This window comes from Microvirga sp. HBU67558 (assembly GCF_018069605.1).
GTDB classification, from domain to species: domain Bacteria; phylum Pseudomonadota; class Alphaproteobacteria; order Rhizobiales; family Beijerinckiaceae; genus Microvirga; species Microvirga terrae.
This window is the reverse complement of sequence record NZ_JAGPUP010000543.1, coordinates 1-18,734: the sequence shown is the minus strand read 5'-3', so window position 1 is coordinate 18,734 and position 18,734 is coordinate 1. Positions and strand designations below refer to the sequence as shown.

The 18,734-nt window shown below is 65.1% G+C and carries 13 protein-coding genes; 2 read left to right on the top strand and 11 right to left on the bottom strand.

Annotation, left to right across the window (positions count from 1 at the left end; all coding sequences use genetic code 11):
• Positions 1–15: 15 nt before the first annotated feature.
• The 3 genes from KBI52_RS21210 to KBI52_RS21200 all read right to left on the bottom strand — a co-directional run bounded on the left by KBI52_RS21210 (position 16) and on the right by KBI52_RS21200 (position 2,809).
• Positions 16–180, bottom strand: a complete 165-nt coding sequence (locus KBI52_RS21210) for a hypothetical protein (RefSeq protein ID WP_210272147.1) — start codon at positions 178–180, stop codon at positions 16–18.
• Between the two features lie 220 nt (positions 181–400).
• Entirely contained in the window at positions 401–1,642 is a 1,242-nt protein-coding gene (locus KBI52_RS21205; RefSeq protein WP_210811485.1) for a threonine synthase, read from the bottom strand.
• A gap of 273 nt (positions 1,643–1,915) precedes the next feature.
• Positions 1,916–2,809 (bottom strand): DMT family transporter, encoded by an 894-nt coding sequence (locus tag KBI52_RS21200; protein WP_210811482.1) that lies wholly within the window; start codon positions 2,807–2,809, stop codon positions 1,916–1,918.
• Positions 2,810–2,896: 87 nt separating this feature from the next.
• On the opposite strand from KBI52_RS21200, the gene KBI52_RS21195 reads away from it, so the two are divergent.
• Positions 2,897–3,817 carry a LysR substrate-binding domain-containing protein gene (locus KBI52_RS21195; protein ID WP_210811479.1) on the top strand — a complete coding sequence of 307 codons (921 nt, stop codon included), beginning with the start codon at positions 2,897–2,899 and terminating at the stop codon, positions 3,815–3,817.
• A gap of 126 nt (positions 3,818–3,943) precedes the next feature.
• Here the strand turns inward: KBI52_RS21195 and KBI52_RS21190 are convergent, their stop codons facing one another.
• From KBI52_RS21190 to KBI52_RS21165, 6 genes are all read right to left on the bottom strand, one after another.
• Positions 3,944–4,198 (bottom strand): tetratricopeptide repeat protein, encoded by a 255-nt coding sequence (locus KBI52_RS21190; RefSeq protein ID WP_210811477.1) that lies wholly within the window; start codon positions 4,196–4,198, stop codon positions 3,944–3,946.
• A 242-nt stretch (positions 4,199–4,440) separates the two neighbouring features.
• Entirely contained in the window at positions 4,441–5,517 is a 1,077-nt protein-coding gene (locus tag KBI52_RS21185; RefSeq protein WP_210811473.1) for an ABC transporter ATP-binding protein, read from the bottom strand.
• A 28-nt stretch (positions 5,518–5,545) separates the two neighbouring features.
• Positions 5,546–6,598: a carbohydrate ABC transporter permease gene (locus KBI52_RS21180; protein ID WP_210811469.1), complete on the bottom strand. Its 1,053-nt coding sequence runs from the start codon at positions 6,596–6,598 to the stop codon at positions 5,546–5,548.
• Entirely contained in the window at positions 6,595–7,626 is a 1,032-nt protein-coding gene (locus KBI52_RS21175) for a carbohydrate ABC transporter permease (RefSeq protein ID WP_173947874.1), read from the bottom strand. Before KBI52_RS21175 ends, KBI52_RS21180 begins: the two co-directional genes overlap by 4 nt.
• A 15-nt stretch (positions 7,627–7,641) precedes the next feature.
• Positions 7,642–8,913, bottom strand: coding sequence for an ABC transporter substrate-binding protein (locus KBI52_RS21170; protein WP_210811468.1), 1,272 nt, complete (start codon positions 8,911–8,913; stop codon positions 7,642–7,644).
• Between the two features lie 28 nt (positions 8,914–8,941).
• On the bottom strand, positions 8,942–11,488 hold the full coding sequence (locus KBI52_RS21165) for a hypothetical protein (RefSeq protein WP_210811466.1): 2,547 nt from the start codon (positions 11,486–11,488) through the stop codon (positions 8,942–8,944).
• A gap of 316 nt (positions 11,489–11,804) precedes the next feature.
• Between KBI52_RS21165 and KBI52_RS21160 the strand changes: the two genes are divergently transcribed.
• On the top strand, positions 11,805–12,881 hold the full coding sequence (locus KBI52_RS21160) for a LacI family DNA-binding transcriptional regulator (protein WP_371823199.1): 1,077 nt from the start codon (positions 11,805–11,807) through the stop codon (positions 12,879–12,881).
• Between the two features lie 60 nt (positions 12,882–12,941).
• Here the strand turns inward: KBI52_RS21160 and KBI52_RS21155 are convergent, their stop codons facing one another.
• Together KBI52_RS21155 and KBI52_RS21150 are read right to left on the bottom strand one after the other, a co-directional pair.
• The gene (locus KBI52_RS21155) at positions 12,942–15,650 is read right to left on the bottom strand and encodes a calcium-binding protein (protein WP_210811459.1); all 2,709 of its coding nucleotides are present in this window, start codon (positions 15,648–15,650) and stop codon (positions 12,942–12,944) included.
• Positions 15,651–15,897: 247 nt separating this feature from the next.
• Positions 15,898–18,734 (bottom strand): Calx-beta domain-containing protein (locus KBI52_RS21150; RefSeq protein WP_210811455.1); only part of this gene is annotated, 2,837 nt, incomplete at its 5' end.

Sequence of the window (18,734 nt, the reverse complement as noted above, 5' to 3'; positions counted from 1 at the left end):
CGGCTGGAGGCTCCGTCAGAGCGGCCTTGCCGTGGCAGTCGCGGTGATCTGATCGAAATAGGCAACCCTGCCGGCGACGGCTGCTCCGACGGCGAGCCAGAACACAAGTATTCCGAGAATCATCTTGCGCGGTGAGCGCGAATGTCCCTGAGACATGGTGTCGTCTGTACCTGCTGCCATCTCCCTTCAATTTACAGGTCGCGCAGTCAAACGGACAGCATCTTCGAGGCAATGAGTGAAATTCAGAAGATCGTTCTCATCATGGCCCGGCACGCGTCGAGACCGTTCTATGGATGCCATTCGGAGCAGCATAAAATTCTAAGGCTCACCCACCGTGGGTGAGCCTTGTTGAAGACCACGCTGTCGGAGTGGATCATTGCCGTCTCACGACGGTGGACACTCATGCGAGCTTGGCGAAATCGATCGGCTTGGTGCGGTCGAGAGACGCGTGCATCGGCGGCAGGGGATATTTCAGACCGGTCGCGCAATTGAACAGCACGACACGCTCATCCCCGCGCACCCGGCCGTCGGTGAGCGCCTGTCGATAGGCTGCAACGGTTGCGCCCCCTTCCGGGCTCAGCAGGAGGCCGTCGTCGCGCGCGACGGATGCGACCGCGTCCGTGATGGCCTCGTCCGAGACGGCCATGGCGAAACCACCGCTGTCCCTCACCGCGCGTAGAATGAGAAAGTCGCCCACGGCCTGCGGCACGCGAATTCCCCATGCGAGCGTGTGGGCATTCTCCCAGCGCGTGGCCGTCTCCGTGCCGTCTTCGAAGGCCCGGACCATCGGAGCGCAGCCTTCCGCCTGAACGGCAACCATGCGCGGACGCTTGCTGCCGATGAAGCCGATAGCCTCCAGCTCGTCGAAAGCCTTCCACATCCCGATCAGGCCGGTGCCGCCACCCGTGGGATAGAAGATCACGTCGGGAAGCTCCCAGCCGAGCTGTTCCGCAAGCTCCAGCCCCATCGTCTTCTTGCCCTCGATCCGGTAGGGCTCTTTGAGCGTCGAGACGTCGAACCATCCTGTCGTCTCGCGGCCCTGCGCAACGAGCTTTCCGCAATCGTCGATCAGGCCGTTGACGCGATAGACGGAGGCTCCCTGGAGGGCGATCTCGGATAGATTGATCTCCGGCGTATCCTCCGGGCAGAAGACGGTGGCGCGCATGCCCGCGCGACTGGCATAGGCGGCAAGCGCCGCTCCGGCATTGCCGTTGCTCGGCATCGCCAGATGCCCGATCCCGAAAGCCTTGGCCATGGACACGGCCATCACGAGGCCACGGGCCTTGAACGATCCCGTGGGAAGACGGCCCTCGTCCTTCACGAGCACCTCCCCGCCTCCACCGACCTTGGACCGTGCAAGAGGAACGAGCGGAGTGGTCGTTTCTCCGAGGCTCACGATGTCCGCGGCGCGGCGTACCGGCAGAAGCTCGCGCCACCGCCACAGATCGTTCGGGCGCTGGGACAGCTCGTCCTTGCTCAGAGCGGCGCGTGCACCCTTAAGATCGTAGCGGACCAGCAGGGGCTTGCCGGCATGGGACAGATTGTGCGGCTTGTCCGCCTCGTAGATCTCGCCGGTCCACGAACACTCGAGATGGGTGACGAAGGTCGGCCGCTCAGTGATGAGATTTGCGTTGGCATTCATGAGATCGCCTTTTGACATCTTGATGGGAGCCATCGTGATGGGCCGCAGCTTCGCAAGCGGCACGGGACGTGAATGAATACCGGATTCGCCGCGACTCGGACATCACTGATCGCGATGCAGGAGTCACAATGGCGCGCACTGCTCCCGGCGAGTGCGCCAGCACTCGCTTGAATACCCGACTGAAGAAGAGCGTCGTCGCGCTGCATAGCGCGACGACGCTCTTTCTGCTGCCTATCAACCGAATGACCGCAGCTCTCTGCTTTCCCGTCTCTCCTATCGCCGCCAGTTGACAACGGCGACGCCTGCGAGCGCCATTACGCCGCCGACGGCCCCGAGCAGGGTCGGGGCCTCGCCGAGCCAGACAAAGCCCAGAAGAGTCGCGACCGGCGGCACGCAGTACATGAAGTTCGACGCGCGGCTCGCCGGCAGGCGCGACAGGGCGATCGCCCAGGTGCCGTACGCGATGAGGCTCGGGACAACGCCGAGATAGATGACCGCCATGATCCCCGACGAAGGCGCGACGATGAACTGGCCGGCGCCACTCGGGAGCCACGGGGCGAGGACCAATGCGCCGAGCACCATGTTCCATGCCGAGACCGTAAGCGGCTTATGCCGGGCAAAGAGCGGCTTCTGCACGACCGTGGTCACCGAGTTGCAGAGCGCCGCGCCGAGGATGAGCAGGGCTCCGGTCTCGAGGCGCATTCCCTCGCCTTCCCCAAGGGCGATGAGCCCGATGCCGGCGAACGATACCGCCGTCCCGACCCAGGCTCCGGCGCTGAACCGCTCTCCCAGGACGAGCATCGCCAGCGCGGCCGTCATGATGGGGTTCGTGTTGATGATGAAGCTTGCCGCTCCAGCCGAGACGGTCATCTCGCCTATGTTGAGAAGCCCCGTATAAAGCGCCACGAACAGAAGCCCGCCGGCTGCCAGGCGGACGAAGTCGGCCGGTGTCGGCCAGCCCGGACGGGTGAGGACGAGGAAGAGAGCGGCCGGCAGGGCTGCGATCGCGAACCGCAGGGCGCCGAGCTCGATGGGGCCGAAGGCCTGCAGGCCTGCCCGGATGGCCGGGAAGGCCGACGCCCAGGCGAGGATCGTGACGATCACCGCAGCGACCGTCACGTGGTCGGAGGATAGGGGTTTGGAGGGATGGACGGCACCGATGCTCATGGGACACTCGCGATGGAAATGGCGAGCCCGAGAATTCGTCGATCCGAGCTGATTGACAATCGAACAATTCAACTGTCAGCTGTGAGCATGAGTCATAGCTCGACGCCCTTGCCACCGCTTGATGCCCTGCGGGCCTTCGAGGCCGCAGCCCGGCTCGGCAGCTTCTCGGCCGCGGCGAACGATCTCCACCTCACCCATGGCGCCATCAGCCGCCAAGTGGCCAAGCTTGAGCATTGGCTGGGAGAACGGCTGTTCGACCGGCAGGCGCGCGGCGTCGCCCTGACGCCGCAGGGGCAGCGCCTCCACCAGCGGACGAGCGAGGCCTTCGCGCTGATCGCGGACAGCTCCGACCGCTGGATCGAGCGGCGTGGCGCGGCCATCGTCCGCCTGACGTCGATCCCGTCCGTCAGCAGCCTCTGGCTGATGCCGCGCCTGAAGGCCTTCGAGGACGGCGACCCGTGCCTGCGCATCGAGTTCGTGGTCGAGCACCGCAACATCGACCTCGAAGCCGAGGGAATCGATCTGGCGATCCGCTGCGGGCGCGGCACCCTGCCCGGACGGATGTCCGTGCGCCTGTTCGAGGAGCAGTGCTTCCCGATCGCGTCACCGGCTCTGGCAGACGCACTCGGTGCCGGAGCTCCGGAACGGCTTCTGGATTATCCGCTGGTCCATGATTCCGATGCTTCCGCATGGCGGGCGTGGTTTGCCGCGCAGGGGATGGATTACCGCCCTCGCCCACAGGATCGCCGCTTCGAAGATTACAACCTCGTGCTCGATGCCGCCGCCCACGGCCTCGGCATCGCGCTGGCCCGCCCTCCCCTGGCGGGCGATGCCTTGCGCACCGGGCGTGTCGCGGCGGTGGATTCACGGATGGTCGTCAATCCCGTATCGTACTGGCTCGACCGGACGCCAAGTCGCCTCCGGCCGTCCGCAGCGGAACTCGCCCGGCGCATCATGGCGGAGGCCGGGGTGAACGGTGCGGATGCCCGGACATTCCTGAGTGCGTAAAGTCTCAGCGCATCCTGATCTCCATACAGATCAGGATGAATTATCTTGGCGCTGTCCTGGCTCCTGACAGCATTGCAACGCATCAAGGATGATGTGCCCCTACGGCCTTTCTCTATCCCCTGACGCCTATGTGAGAGAGCCGGTCTCGACGGCGCTTGGGATGGTGCGGCTTGCCTTGTCGAGCCAGAACACGGCCCGCTCGTACCGCCAGTCGAGCCGAATGGCACGCCGGAAATCTCTGACCGCTCGGTCGTGCTGGCCAAGACCAAGGAGAATGCGGCCGCGGATGACATGAAAACGGGCGGAATGAGGCCGGCTCGCGTTCATGGTCTTGGAGTGGAAAAGCCCCTGGGTCCAGTCGGGGGCGAGGCGCGGAAGCATTCCTTTTGGCCGGTGGACGCTGCTTTGATGGCAGGACATGGTTTCTCGCGTAGGATGCATGGTGCTCGTGGCCGCCTCAGTTCGGGACAGCGGATTGCTTTCCCGGATGACCAGGAGAGAATGTCGTGGATCGTCCGCGGCAGAAATCGGAGGAGCGTAAAGCCTGTCGGAAAAGCGCAGGAATCGGACTTTCCCCAAGCGAACAATGTATCATAATCGCCCGAGCGGACCTGATCGCTGGTTCAGCCCCGCTGCAGGGCGTTTCCCTGCGCATCGAACACGTGAAGCGCATCGGGCGGCAGCGCGACCCCGATGCGTTCGCCGATGGCATAGCGCCGCTGGCCAGGGGCCGAGACCGTGAAGATTTCGCCCTCGTCCGTCCTGCCGTGCAGGATGGTCTCTGCCCCGAGCTGCTCGACGAGGGACAGTTCGAGCGCGATCACTCCCTGATCGACATCGGTCACCGTAGCGGCATGAGGGCGAATGCCGATCGCGATTTTGGAACCCGGCGTCACGTCGAGGTGTGGCAGCTTCTGCGGACGGCCATTCACCTGCACGCCCGTGCCGCCCTCCAGCGGAACGGCCTCGGCCTCGATGAAGTTCATGCGGGGAGAGCCGATGAAACCCGCGACGAACCGGTTGGCGGGATTGTTGTAGAGCTCGAGCGGCGTTCCGACCTGCTCGATCCGCCCGTCGCGCAGGACGACGATGCGGTCGGCGAGCGTCATCGCCTCGGTCTGGTCATGGGTGACGTAGATCATCGTGGCGTTGAGCCGCTTGTGAAGGGCGGCGAGTTCGGCGCGCATCACCACGCGCAGCTCCGCATCGAGGTTCGACAGGGGCTCGTCGAGAAGGAAGATCCCGGGGCGGCGCACGATGGCGCGGCCGATCGCAACGCGCTGGCGCTGTCCGCCGGACAGCTGGCGCGGCTTGCGGTGCAGGAGCGGCTCGATCAGCAGCATCCGGGCCGCCTCCATCACGCGTCTCTCGATCTCGTCCCTCGGCATGCGGCTGTTCTCGAGCCCGAAGGCGAGATTCTGCCGCACGCTCATATGCGGGTAGAGCGCATAGGACTGGAACACCATGGCGAGCCCCCGATCGGCCGCCGATACGTTGTTGACGATCCGGTCGTCGAGCCTGATCTCGCCCGAGCTCGCGCGCTCGAGTCCCGCGATGGTGCGCAGAAGCGTGGACTTGCCGCAGCCGGACGGTCCGACGAAGACCACGAATTCGCCGTCCCTGACTTCGAGGTCGATTCCGTGCAGGACGCGAACGGATCCGAACTCCTTGGCGACCTGGCGCAGAATGAGATAACTCACGATGGGCTCTTTCCAGTGTTGCTCGGCCCTACTTCAGGCCGGTATTCGCGATGCCCGCGGTGATGTAGCGTTGAAGGAACAGGAAGATCAGGGCGACCGGCACGATCGACAGGACGGTCATGGCAAGCACGTAGTGCCATTGTACGTTCAGCTCGCCTGAGAACGCGTTGAGTCCGACCTGCAGGGTGTAATGCTCCTTGCGCGAGAGGACGATCAAGGGCCACAGGAAGTCGTTCCAGCGCCACATGACCGAGAAGATCGCCAGGACGGCCAGGGCGGGCGCGGCCAGCGGCAGGACGATGCGCCAGTAGATCTGCCACTCGGACGCCTTGTCCATACGGGCGGCGTCGATCAGCTCGTCGGGAATCGTGAGCATGTACTGCCGCAGCAGGAAGACACCGGTGGGCGTCGCCACCGTCGGCAGGATCACGCCCCAGAGCGTGTCGAACAGGTTGAGCGAGTTCACCACGAGATAGAGCGGAACGACGATGACCGACAAAGGCACCATCAGGGTTGCGAGGATGATGCCGAGCACCGCCGTGCGCCCCTTGAACTCGTATTTCGACAGGGCGAAAGCCGCCATGGAATTCACCACGAGCGTGATGAGCGTCGCCATGACCGTGACGAAGAGCGAGTTCCGGAAATAGCGCAGGAAATCGAATTGCTGCAGCGGCTCGGCATAGTTCGCCGTGGCGAATTTGATCTCCCGCACGGGCGCTCTCCTGTCGATCGGCACGCGGATGACGGGACCCGGGTTCTGCGGATCGACCATCTGGGCCATGATGCCGACGCGCCGCACCTGGGCTAGGATCGCCTCGCTGCCGTCGTCGAGGATCACGCGAAAGAGCGGCAGCGGCTGCTCATAGCCTTGAACCCGGACCACCTGGGCGTCGAGCGGCATGAAGGTAGGCGGGAACTCGGCCAGGTTCGCGGGTGTCTTGAAGGACGAGACCGCGAGCCACAGGACCGGGCCGAACATCAGGACGAGACCAAGGCCGAGCCAGACAGCGGCCAGCACGTCGGTCCAGTGCCAGCCGGCGCCTCCGCGCCGGCGCAGGAGGAAGGTGGCCAGGGCGTTCATGCGGCCTCCTTCCGGGCGCGCCTGTTCGACGCCAGGAGCTGCAGGGCCGTGAGAGCGACAAGGACGATCCCCATGAGGATCGAGGCCGCCGATGCGAGCCCGAGATTGCGCAGCACGTGGGCGAAGCCTGTCTCATAGATGTACTGGGTGATGAACATGGTGCTGGTGCCCGGGCCGCCGCCGGTGAGCACGAAGGCCTCGTCGAAGATCTGCACGGCCTTGATGAGGGCCAGGATGATGACGACGAGGAGATTCGGCCACAGGAGCGGCAGGGTGATGCGCCGGAAGGTGCGCATGCGGCCGGTACCGTCCATCATGGCAGCCTCGTAGAGATCGCGCGGAATGGCCTGGAGACCGGCGAGCAGGATGAGCGCATAGAAGCCGAGATGGGCCCAGACGGACACGAAGATGGCCCAGAACATGGCCCAGTTCCGCTCGGCCAGCCAGAGGGTGCGCTCGAAGCCGAGGTCCAGGAGAAGCGCATTGAGCAGCCCGTCGCGCTGCAGGATCCATTTCCAGATCAGGCCGACGACCACCGGCGAGAGCAGGACAGGGAAGAAGAAGACGCCGCGCCAGAAGCCCCGGGCGCGCATCTCGCGGTTGAGGACAAGCGCCGTCGCCAGGGAGGCGAGCACGAGCAGCGTGACCTGCAGCACGACGAAAAGCGCCGTGTTGTGCAGGCTCTGCCAGAAGGCATCCTGCAGGCAGGTGGCCGGGACGGTATAGTCCCCGCAGGTGAGCAGCGTCTTGTACTGGTCGAGACCGACGAAGTAGCGGCCTTCGAAGAAGATGGCGGTTCCGCCGGTCAGGGAATAGGCGAGGTTGATGGCGACGGGAATGAGCACGAAGACGCCGAAGATCAGCATGTTCGGGGCCAGGAACACGGCCCCCATGCCGCCGATGCCGAACCGGCGCTGAACGGCACTCATGGGAGCGTTGAGGGCTCCCATAAGGACGCGGAAGGGCAAGGCGAGCATGGAGGACAGGCCGGCAGCCCGCCCTCCCGACACCTGGGTGGTGATGCTCATCGCGCGTGCCCTCGGCTAGCGCGACGCTTCCGCAACCTTCTGCTTGATGTCGTCCTCGATGCGGGCATAAGCGTCGGAGAGTTGCGTCTCGCCGGCGACCACCTGACCGAGACGGCTGATGACAGCCGCGTAGATCGTGCCCGACCATTTATAACTCTGCATCTTCAGAGCGAGCGGATCGGCGGTCTGGGTCGCATTGAGGAAGATGTCGAGCGACTTCTTCACGTTCGGGTCGCTCGACTTGAAGTCGACGCCCTTGGCCGCGACGCCCTGATGCGCCGGCAGGAACAGGGTGCGTTCGGAGAACTCGCGCACCACGGGCTCGCTCGCGAGATATTCGACGACCCGGGCCACCTCCTTCGGGTTCTGCGTGTACTTCACGGCCACGAGACCGGCGCCGCCAGGCATGCCCGTGCAGGCGGCAGGCCCGCATGGCTCGGGGGCCGCCGACCAGTCGAACGCGTCCTTGATCTTCTGGGAGAACTGGGCGACCTGCCAGGAGCCGGAGAAGTAGACCGCAACCTGGCCGTTCACGAACTCCTCGTTGGCTCCCTTGTAGGTCGTTCCGGCGACGCCGCCCCAGATCTCGCGCGGCATGATGCCGTTCTTGTGCCAGTCGGCGATGCGCTGGGCCATGGCCTTGAAGCCCTCGTCCACGACGGCGGGCTTGCCGTCGGGGCCGATCACCTTCGCGCCCATGGAGATGGCCGGTCCCATGAAGCGGTGGCCCGAACGGTCGAACGCCAGCGCGATCGGGATCTTCTGGCTGTCGGCCACCTTCTTGGCCGCCGCCGCCCACTCGTCCCAGGTCGCCTTCGAACCGGGAACGGGCACGCCCGCCTGCTCGAACAGCGTGGTGTTCACGAGCGGGCCCGTGATGGTGAGCTGGGTCATGAAGCCGGGCAGCGCCTGGCTGCCGTCCTCGCGCATCCAGTCGAGAGTGCTGCTGAAGTTCTTTTCGAAGGTCGCGGCATCCTTCAGGTGCGGGCGCAGATCGAGCCAGTGCTTGGCCTGCGACTTCAACTCCACCACGCGCACGATATCGGGTCCGCGCCCGGCTTCGAGCTGAACGGGCAGCTGGTCCTTGATGACGCCGAACGCGACGTTGTCGACCACGACCTTGATATCGGGATTCTGGGATTCGAAGCGCTTGACGAGGTCCTGCAGGACCTCGCCCTCGTTGCCGTCCGAGTACCACATGATGCGCACTTCGGTGGCCGCTTGCGCGACGGAGGCGCTCAATGCGAGCGCGAGGGCACCGAAGGCCAGGTGTTTCAGTTGTTTCATCACTTTCCTCCCATGATGAATTCTTGGTTCAGGCAATCTCGCGTTGCTCTTGTTTGGTCTGTTGGGAAGGCAGCGGCACGTGCGCTCCTTCCGGAAAAACCGTCAGGGTCCCGGACAGAGTCCAGGTCTTCGGATCGATGGTTTCCTTGGACGCCCTCACCGCGCCGTCGGGATGGCACGCCACAGGGCCGAAATCGGGATCCTGGACCAGAATGACGCCGTCGCTGCGCTCCTCGGCGGAGAGGTTTGCGAAGCGCTCGCCGAAGGCGGCCAGGCTGCCCTCGGTCGCGATGTCCGACAGGCGCACGATCCAGCGGCCCGCACCTCCCGGCAGGCGCACTTCGCATCCGGCCGCCGGGCCCTTCGCGACCTGTTCCAAGGGGCCGCTCGCGACGATGAGGCAGAGCCCTTCGCCGGAGCGCGCCAGGATTCGGTTGCCCGCGTGGATCACCTCATCCATTTCGGCCTCCGGCAGCCAGGCATGGGTGAAGTCCGGCTGGGCCGGATGCGCGGCGAAGTCCACGAGCGCCAGGGAGCGGTACTGATGCACGCGCGGCACCGTTCCGCAGCCGCCCCAGTAGGACGGGCGGCCGTAACCGCTGTGGATCACCTCGCCGGGATGGTTGACCCAGATCTGGGCTTCCGGGATCTCCCCGAGGCGAAGATGAAGAACGGTCTCCTGATAGCCCCACTCGCCCCAGCGATAGGCCGCAATGCTGCCCAGCGCGTAATCCTTCGACTTGAAGTGATAGAGGGACGCGATGCCGTTCTCGCCCTGCTTGTAGCACCACTCATACGCTCCGGCGCTCCGATGATCGGAGAATGCGGCCAGCCGCGGGTCGATCGTGAGGCCATGCTCGGCGAAGCACAGGGCGAGCTGAGGCACGGCATGGAAGCGGCGGCCGAGCGAACCCTGCCCGAAGGCGAGATAGGAGATGCCCGAGAGTTCGAGCGTGCGCCCGGGGCGCAGCGTGTGCTCATAGCTGCGGCCCTGCGAGGCGGTCATCATGCCATGATGGCTCGACAGGGCCATGATCTCGAGCAGGCGCCGGATGGCGGCGCCGGACCGCTCCCGGATGCCGGCGTCGGGCGAGAGGGCGTAGAGCGCGCACAGGCCCTTCAGGTCGATGGGGAAGTAGGGCGCCGAATTCCATTCGGCCATTTCGCAGGCTTCGAAATGGGTCAGCCATTCGACGAGCCTCTGCCGGCCGATCTCCGCCTGCTCGCGGCCCCTGCGCCCGGACCGTGTGAAGGTCGCATCCGGAAACAGCGAGCCCGCGAGATGGCAAGCCGTGTGGAACAGCAGCGCGTGGTTCTCACTGAAGTACCACATCACGTCGTTGCCGGGCTCGTCCATCCAGTAGCGGAAGCGCAGGATCACGTCGTCCATGCCGGCCCGCGTGTCCGAAGCGATCCGCTCCGGCCAGGCCATGCGGGACCAGAGGAGCGGCACCAGCAGGAAGTCCGCGCAATCGTGGCAATCGCCGACGATGGGCAGGCAGGACTCGATGATGCGGTCCGTGTCCGGCCCGCCCCGGTCGAGCGCGAGGCGCGCCAGCACGGCCACCATGTCGCGCTCCCCGCGCTCCGACACGTGGTCGAGCACGGCCCGCGCCCTGACCCCGATGTCGGGAGACGCGGGCGGCTGCCGGTCGAGGTGGCAGATCTCGACGCCCAGCACCCGCGTTGCCGCAAAGGAGCCGTCGCGCAGGGTGATGTCGAAATGCCGGAAATCGGCCGGGAGTTCGCTCGTATCGGCGATAGCGATCCGAGCCGCGCCGGCCGGCAGCGCCTTGTCGAACGCGAGCGTATCTTCCGTGGACATGAAGTCGCCGCGCACCGCGACCCGCACGTCGAGCGGATAGGTCGCGGCATGATCGAACACGATGGCGACCTCGCCCCGTCCATAAGACGGCCTCTCGAAGCGCATGCCCTCCAGCATGCTCTCCACGGCGGCCGCGCGCGCCTCATCGACGGCGATCGGCAATCCGACCGACAGACCCTCGCCGGATACCAGCTCGAGACTGAAGTAATAGCGGGCATCCCGCTCGCAGAGGTCGGCGAACCAGACCCGCAGCTCGTTCCGGCCTGTCTTGAGGGCAATGTCGATCTCGACGCGCTCCTCGAAATTGCGCTGGTACCGGGCAAGCTCCGCCACACGGCGTCCATTGACCTCAAGGAAGGCACCGCCGCAGGTGGCGAAGCTGAATCGCGCCGTTTGATCACGTGGGGACTCGATCGTGGTCCGGGCCCAGCATTCGACCCGCGTGGCCCTGAACCAGAATCCCGACAGGTCGACCCGGGGAGAGCCGAACGGCAGCCAGACCCGCGTCGGCGCGAAGTGCGTGACGGGCTGCGGGGTCTTGCCGCGATAAGCTTCGATGAAATCCGTCCGGCAGGCATATTGATGAGGGATGAAGTTCCGGTCCTTGGTCAGGAAGAAGAAGGCGTCCATCTTCCCTTCCATGGTACGGTCCGGAACGTCGTACCGCTCCTCGTGCACGTCGCCGAGCTGCCAATGGCCGACAGCCCGGCCGGTCGTCAGAGGATGGGTCAGATACGTCTCGCTTGCCATGACCGCCCTTACCCCAGTCTGCCCGCCACGCGCGCCCGACACGGCAGCGTGAGACCCGGGCTCCGTTTCCGGGGCAGCCGATCAGCTCGGCTGACCGGCTGACTTGTCCGGCTGCCGGAGCGGATGTCACCAGCCAACGAGCGGCCACGATGAGCCTCATGGAACGTGGCGGCGTCGCGCCTGGGACGCATTATGCCCCTCATGTGCACTGCCTCCCAGGCATCGGCTTGTCGTTCGTGGGATTTTTCATGAGCGCCGGAGATTGCGCAACATGAAAATTTTTTGCAGCATCGCTCTCATGTCGAAGAAACCAACCTTGCCTTCGAAGACTCCGGGCCGCACCCGGCTGGGCGACATCGCCCTTGCGTGCAACGTCTCCATTAGCACCGTGTCGCGTGCCCTGACCGGCCAGAAGGGCGTTCGGGACGACATCCGCGAGCGGATCCTCGACGCCGCCAGGAGGGCTAGATATCCGCTTCCCAACAGAATACAGGGCGCGCGTATCGCGGTCTTTGCCAGCACGGCCGCCATGACGGATTACCGGCGTACGCAGTTCACCTGGCATGTGCTCGAGGGATTGAAGGCGGCCGCGACGGCGAAGGAGATCGAGATCTCCCTGGTGCCTCTGCCGGACTCCGACGAGAACCACGCTCCGCTCCGGGATGTGCTCGACAGCCAGAGCATCCTGGGCGCTCTCCTGCTCACGATCGACGACATGCAGGTGATGGAGCGCATCCAGGAGAGCGGGAAGCCTGCGGTTCTCATCAACGGGGACGATCCCCTCATGCGCATCTCCAGCGTCAGCCCCTGCAATCGTTCCGCCTCGCGCATGGCCTGCGATTATCTGATCGGCCTGGGACACCAGCGCATCGGCTTCGTCATGCGCCCCGGCCGCACCACCATCCGGCGGCGTCTGGAAGGCTGGCGCGACGCTCTCGCCGAACATGGCCTGCCGTGCCCGGACGAGAACGTGATCGACGTCGAGGACTGGACCCCCGAATGCGCCGAACAGGCCATCGGCGAGCGTCTCGACAGAGGCGCCCTCGATGTGACGGCGCTCCTGTGCGCCGCCGACAGCCTTGCACTCGGCGCCCTCTCGGCTCTCACGGCCCGCCAGATAGCATGCCCGGACGAGATGTCGATCATGGGCATGGACGATCTGCCGATCTCGGACCTGCTCACGCCGCGGCTGACCACCATGCACATTCCCGCCCGCGAGCTGGGCGAAACGGCCGTCGACATGCTGGTCGAACTCGCGACGCACGGCGAGCGGGTCGTCCGCCGCACGGAGCTCGCCTGTCGCCTCGTCGAGCGCGATTCGACAGCACCGCCGATGCGTGAGATTGCATCGGGGGGCGCATCGGCAGACGCAGGACGCCGGATCCGGTTCTGACGGACGTCCGCGCCGATCGCCAGCGCCACTCTCCGACTCCCGCTCCGCGAGACAGGCTCCTCAGATGAAGAACAGCTCCTTGTGGATGAATTTCTTCATCGCATTCTTGTCGAAGGTCGCGATCACGACAGCCGCCTTGGAGCCGCTGCCGTCGGCATCGTAGGACAGGGTGAACTTCTTGGTGTTCAAAATGAAGAAGTCATCCTTGTCCTTTGCCTTCGAGCCGATCGTGAAGAATTTCTTCGCCAGGGCGGCGGGCTTTGCCTCCGTGCCCTTGCCGACCGCCTTGTAAAGGACCTTGTTGGCTTTCACCAGGGCGTTCTCGATCAAGATCCGGTCATCGGCGGGATTGTACGCGACGATCTTGTCGGCATCCGCCTTCGTGATGCGGCTGTCGAAGACGAAGCTGTCCGCACCCGCATCGCCCTGCAGGACATCCTTGCCGACCCCGCCGGCAAGGCGGTCACTGCCGAGGCCGCCCGAGAGGGTGTCGCTGCCGAGATGGCCGGTCAGGACATCGTCCCCGCCTATGCCGGACAGCGCGTTGGCGCCGTTGTTGCCCGAGACCGCATTGGCGGTGTCGCTCCCGGTGAGGTTGATGGCGTTCGTGCCGGCTTTCGCCATCAGGATTTCGACTTCTGCGGACGCGCCGAGCGCGAAGCTTTCCGATGCCGTCACCGTATCGATGCCCTGGCCGGCGAGTTCCGTCACCAGGTCGAGCCCATCGACCAGATAGGTGTCGTTGCCGACGCCGCCGCGCAGATCGTCCTTGCCGGCGCCCCCGTCGATCACGTCGTCGCCCTTCCAGTCGCTGATCGTGTCGTCCCCGGCGCCGCCGAGCAGGCGGTCCGCCCCTTCGCCGCCGTCGATCTGGTCGCGCCCCGCGCCGCCGTCCAGGGTGTTGGCCCCGGTATTGCCGTAGAGGGTGTTGTCGAGCTCGTTGCCGGTACCGGAGAAATTGCCGCTGCCTTCGAAGGCGAGGTATTCCAGGTTGGCCCCGAGCGTGTAATCGGCCGATGCGAGAACCCGGTCGAAGCCCACGCCGGAATCGACGATCACGTCGGCCTTGTTGTCGACCCAGTAGAGATCGCTGCCGGCCCCGCCGTCCATGCGGTCCGCGCCGGCGCCGCCGTGGAGGGAATCGTCCCCGTTTCCTCCCGCGAGCGTGTCGTTGCCGGCGCCGCCCCGGATGAAGTTGTGCTGATCGTTGCCGGTGCCGGCGAAGTTGCCCGCGCCGGTGAAGGTCATGTCCTCGACATTGTCCGTGAGCCTATAGACCGCGAAGCCGACCCGGACCGTGTCCCGGCCTTCGCCCGCCTCCTCGTGCACGCTGTCCTGGTCATCGATGGTGTAGGTGTCGTCGCCCTGGCCGCCCTTGAGATCGTCAGCCCCCGCGCCGCCATCCAGGGTGTCGCTGCCGAGCCCGCCTTTCAGCGTGTCTTTGCCGTCAAGTCCGGAGAGGCTGTTGCTGCCGCTGTTGCCGACGATCTCATTGGCGAGACCGTCTCCGGTCGCTTTGAGATTGGCGGAGCCGAGGAGTTCCAGATACTCCACGTTGGCGCCCTGCATGCTCAAGTTGAGGCTGGCCCGCGAGTAGATCCTGTCGTAGCCCTGATTGGCCAGCTCCGAAACGAAGTCGAGATCGATGTCGACATAATAGGTGTCATTGCCCTCCCCGCCGGTCAGGCCATCGGCCCCGCCACCGCCGTCGAGCGTGTCGTCCCCCTTCCCGCCATCAAGACCGTCGTTGCTGTTGTCGCCCCCGGTCAGGCGGTTGGCGAGATCGTTGCCTGTCGCGGATCCTCCCCGGGTCAAGACGAGGTTCTCGATCTGCGTTCCAACGAGCGTGTAGTCGATGTCGCCAGTGACGATGACGGTATCGTTACCCTCGCCGGCCTGCTCGATGACGGTATCGAGATCGCTGTCGACGTAGTAGGTGTCGTTCCCTTCTCCACCCGTGAGAACATCGTCTCCCAGTCCGCCGACGAGTGTGTCGTTGCCCTTGCCGCCGCTGAGATTGTCGTCGAGGTCGCTGCCGAGGAGATGATTGTCGAGATCGTTGCCGCTCGCCGACCCTCCGGCCGTCAGCACGATGTTCTCGATCTGGGTTCCGAGGATCGTATAGTCCATATTGACCGTGACGATCACGGTGTCGTTGCCTTCGTCGGCACCTTCGTTGATAAACTCGCTGCCGTCGACGAGATAGGTGTCGTTGCCGGCGCCGCCATCGAGCTGGTCGTCACCGTCGCCGCCGTCGAGGGTGTCGTTCCCGTCGCCGCCGATCAGATGGTCGTCGTCCAGGCCGCCGGCGAGGCTGTCGTCGCCGTCGCGCCCGTCGAGGGTATTGCTGCCGTCATTGCCCAGGATGGTGTTGCCGAGGGCATTGCCGAAGCCGTCGAGGTCGGCCGCGCCCTCCAGGGTCAGGTTTTCGATGTCGGGATAGTCTTCCAGGTCGATCGTTGAGTCCGACAGGATGGTGTCGTCACCGCCGCCATTCGCGGCATCCTCGCCTTCGATCGCGTCGTCGCCGCCTGCGAGACGGTAGACATCGTCGCCGAGGCCGCCCCGCAAGGTATCGGCGCCGGTGCCGCCGTCGAGCGTGTCGTCGCCGGCGAGGCCGACCAGGAGGTTTTTGCCGTCGTTGCCGGTCAGGATGTTGTCGAGGCCGTTGCCGATCACGTCGGCGTCGCCGTCCTGCGGCGCCAGAGCGAAATTCAGCTCTCCCGGAAGGAGGGTATAGGTGTTCGAGTCCGGATCGCGATTGGCCATGATGAAGCGCCTCTTTTAATATTATCACGTTTCATACGCTGCCTCGGGCGCGCCGGCAAGCCGTGCGATGCGGCGGCGGGCTTTCCGCCAGGGCCGGCCGTTTCATCCCGGGCGTCCTGCCCCTTCAGGAGCGTCACGGGCTCGATCCACAAGCGGAGATGAACGGAGCCGGCATCGTGCCGGCGGACCAACGAAAATCCCCGGCAGGTTGCCCTGCCGGGGTGAAAGGCGCAGCCGGAGCAGCCCGTCAGATGATGAAGATATCAGCGGCCTTGAGGCTCTTGATCTTCGCGATCTCGACCTCGCCTCCTTTGCCCGATCCGTTGGCGTCGTAATACAGCACGCCCTTCTTGTAGACCAGATAATCGTTCTTGTCCGTGGCCTTGTTGGCTTTGAACATGGTCACGTCGAGCTTCAAGGGCGCTTCCATCGTGCCGAGCGCGCCGAGCTTCTTGAACACGGCATTGTCGAGGAAGACCTTGTCCTGACCGGACTTGAAATCCATGACCTGGTCGAGATTGGCCGACTTGCTGGGCTTCTTGGTGAACACGAAGGCATCGTTGCCTGCGCCGCCATAGAGCTTGTCGTTGCCGGCCTCGCCGAAGAGCACGTCGTCGTCGGCATCGCCTTTCAGGATGTCGTTGCCGGCGCCACCGTACAGCATGTCCTTTCCGGCGCCGCCATACGCAGTGTCGTTGCCCGCATCGCCCTTCAGGAGGTCCTTGCCGGCCTCGCCCTTCAGGATGTCGTTGCCGGCGCCGCCGAAGAGGCTGTCGATGCCGTCGCCGCCCAGAAGCGAGTCGTTGCCGCCCTCGCCGTAGAGCTTGTCGTCGCCGGCCAGCCCCTTGATGGTGTCTTTGGCATTGCCGGAGCCGCCTTTCAGATTGTCGTCGAGGGCGCGACCTTTCAGCGTCTCGGCCTTCTTCGTGCCGCGCTTGGTCAGGTCGGTCTGGTCCTCGACCTTGACGGTGAAGACCTGCTGGGTCGTGGTCTTGCCGTCGCTCACCTCGACCTTGATCTGGTGGGACGCCATGTCCTCGAAGTTGACGCCCGTTCCCGCCAGCACGAGCTTGTTGCCCTTGATGTCGAACCGGCCGCTGGCGTTATCGAGGAGCTTGTAGGTGAGCGTGTCCCCATCCGCGTCGGTCGCCGAAAGCGTGCCGACCTCCTGACCCACGGCGGTGAATTCCTTCACCGCGTTGTTCGGGATGGCCAGCGACAGGCCGGTGGGAGCTTGGTTTGTCGACGTCTCCTTCACCTTCACGGTGACTGTCTGCTCTGTCATGTCGGTTCCGTCGGAGACACGGACCTTCAAGGCGTATGGCGTGTCGCCGTTGACCGGCAGCTTGCTGGCGTCGGCGATCCGGATCTTGCCGGCGGCGTCGATCGTGAACAGGCCGTTATAGGTGTTCTCCAGGGAATAGGAGAGCGTCCGGCCGTCTATAGCGGCGTCCTGGTCGGACGCCGTCACCGAGCCGATCTCCACGGCACCGGCGGTCTCCTGGACCAGGATCATCCCCGCCTCGGCGCCAGCTCCCGCCTGACCGCTGCCAGAATGAGCGATGGAGTTGATTTTCGGGCCGAGGTTGTCCTTGACGGTGATCGTGGCGCTGCCCTGAACGGTATAGGTCCCGTCGGAGGCCAAAAGCACGTAGGTCTGCTGCCCGACCATGGAGAGGTCCCTGACGACGATCTTGTTGCCGACGATCTCGAACCGGCCGTCACCGCTGATCTTCCCGTCCGAATTGGCCTGAGCTCCGAAGAACTGATAATCGATAATCTTGCCCTCGGGGTCGAGGTCGTCCATCGTCCCCACGACGAAGCCGGGAGCCTTGCTCTCGTGGATTGTGGCCAGGACGCTCGGTCGATCCGGCGCCTGGTTGCCTGGGAACTCGCCGAGAACGGTGATCTTGTCGCCGAAGGCTCTGGGGTTAGCCCCGTCGGTCAGCGTGAAGGAGAACGACGTGTTGGCGTTCGCGATGGAAGGCTTGAAGCTCCGCGCCGCCAGGAAGTTCTCGATATCGGCGGCGGTGCCGACCAGGGTGAACTGCCGGAAGCCGCCGGGATTGGTGCCGTTATCGGCCACCACGACACCGTTGGAGGTGCCGTCGGTCATGCCCGCATCGAACGAGCCGTTCGCGTTCAGGAAGGACACCGTGAGCGTGAGCTGCTCGCCGGCCCCGTCGAGGTCGTCCAGGTTGACGCCCGCGAGAACGCCGGCGATCGCCGTCCCGGTCGGTCCGTGGAAGTAGTCCTCGCCGGGGTCGATGACCAGGGTCGGCGCGTGATCGTCGTTGGTGATGGTGCCCATGGCGCTCTTGGCATTCTGGTTGATGGCGGCCCCTGTCGGCTCCGACAGGGTGACCGTGAAGGTTTCGTTCAGTTCGGCGATCCGGTCGCCCTTGACAAGCAGGACGATGTCCTGGAACTCGTCATCCGCGTCGAAGGTGAGGGTGCCCTGGAGCGCATCGAAGTCGCTGGCGTCGATGCCGGCACCTGTCGCGACCGTCCACTTCACCGTTGACTCCCGTCCGATCGACTCGCGTCTCACCGTGAAACGGTACTCCACCGTTCCGCTGTCACTCTCCGTGACTGCCGCGGACGCCGGGGCCGCGATCGACAGGACGGGCACGTTCTTCACCGTGATGGACACGTTGCCCGTGACAGTGCCGTTCGGAGCGCCGTCCGTGGCGACGACCGCATAGGCCGGCAGGGGCGTGTCCCCTCCCACTTCGGACAGCGTCCCGTTGACGACGATCGTGTTGCCCACGATCCGGAACTTCCCGTCCTGGCTGATCGTGTGGGCGGCATCCAGCGCATCAGCGAAGGTGTAGGTGATCGTATCGCCGTCGAGGTCCTTGAGGGCCATGGTGTGCACGAGCGTGCCGTCGGGCGAGCGCTCGTCGACACTCGCAGGGCCGGCCGGACTGGGAGGCGGCGTGTTCGCCGCCGCCGCCACGATGTTAAACGTTCCCAGGGTGTTCGTGCCGTGCTGGCCGGGGCCGCTGAAGGCGTCGATCACGCTCACCGTGAACGCCTTGGTGCCGGCCGCGGCCGGCGTGTACTGCACCGTATCGATCAGGC

Coding starts and splice junctions, on each gene's coding strand:
- KBI52_RS21155 (WP_210811459.1), bottom strand. CDS start 15,650: ATGGCCAATCGCGATCCGGACTCGAACACCTATACCCTCCTTCCGGGA.
- KBI52_RS21180 (WP_210811469.1), bottom strand. CDS start 6,598: ATGAACGCCCTGGCCACCTTCCTCCTGCGCCGGCGCGGAGGCGCCGGC.
- KBI52_RS21205 (WP_210811485.1), bottom strand. CDS start 1,642: ATGAATGCCAACGCAAATCTCATCACTGAGCGGCCGACCTTCGTCACC.
- KBI52_RS21170 (WP_210811468.1), bottom strand. CDS start 8,913: ATGAAACAACTGAAACACCTGGCCTTCGGTGCCCTCGCGCTCGCATTG.
- KBI52_RS21190 (WP_210811477.1), bottom strand. CDS start 4,198: ATGCTTCCGCGCCTCGCCCCCGACTGGACCCAGGGGCTTTTCCACTCC.
- KBI52_RS21200 (WP_210811482.1), bottom strand. CDS start 2,809: ATGAGCATCGGTGCCGTCCATCCCTCCAAACCCCTATCCTCCGACCAC.
- KBI52_RS21175 (WP_173947874.1), bottom strand. CDS start 7,626: ATGAGCATCACCACCCAGGTGTCGGGAGGGCGGGCTGCCGGCCTGTCC.
- KBI52_RS21195 (WP_210811479.1), top strand. CDS start 2,897: ATGAGTCATAGCTCGACGCCCTTGCCACCGCTTGATGCCCTGCGGGCC.
- KBI52_RS21210 (WP_210272147.1), bottom strand. CDS start 180: ATGGCAGCAGGTACAGACGACACCATGTCTCAGGGACATTCGCGCTCA.
- KBI52_RS21165 (WP_210811466.1), bottom strand. CDS start 11,488: ATGGCAAGCGAGACGTATCTGACCCATCCTCTGACGACCGGCCGGGCT.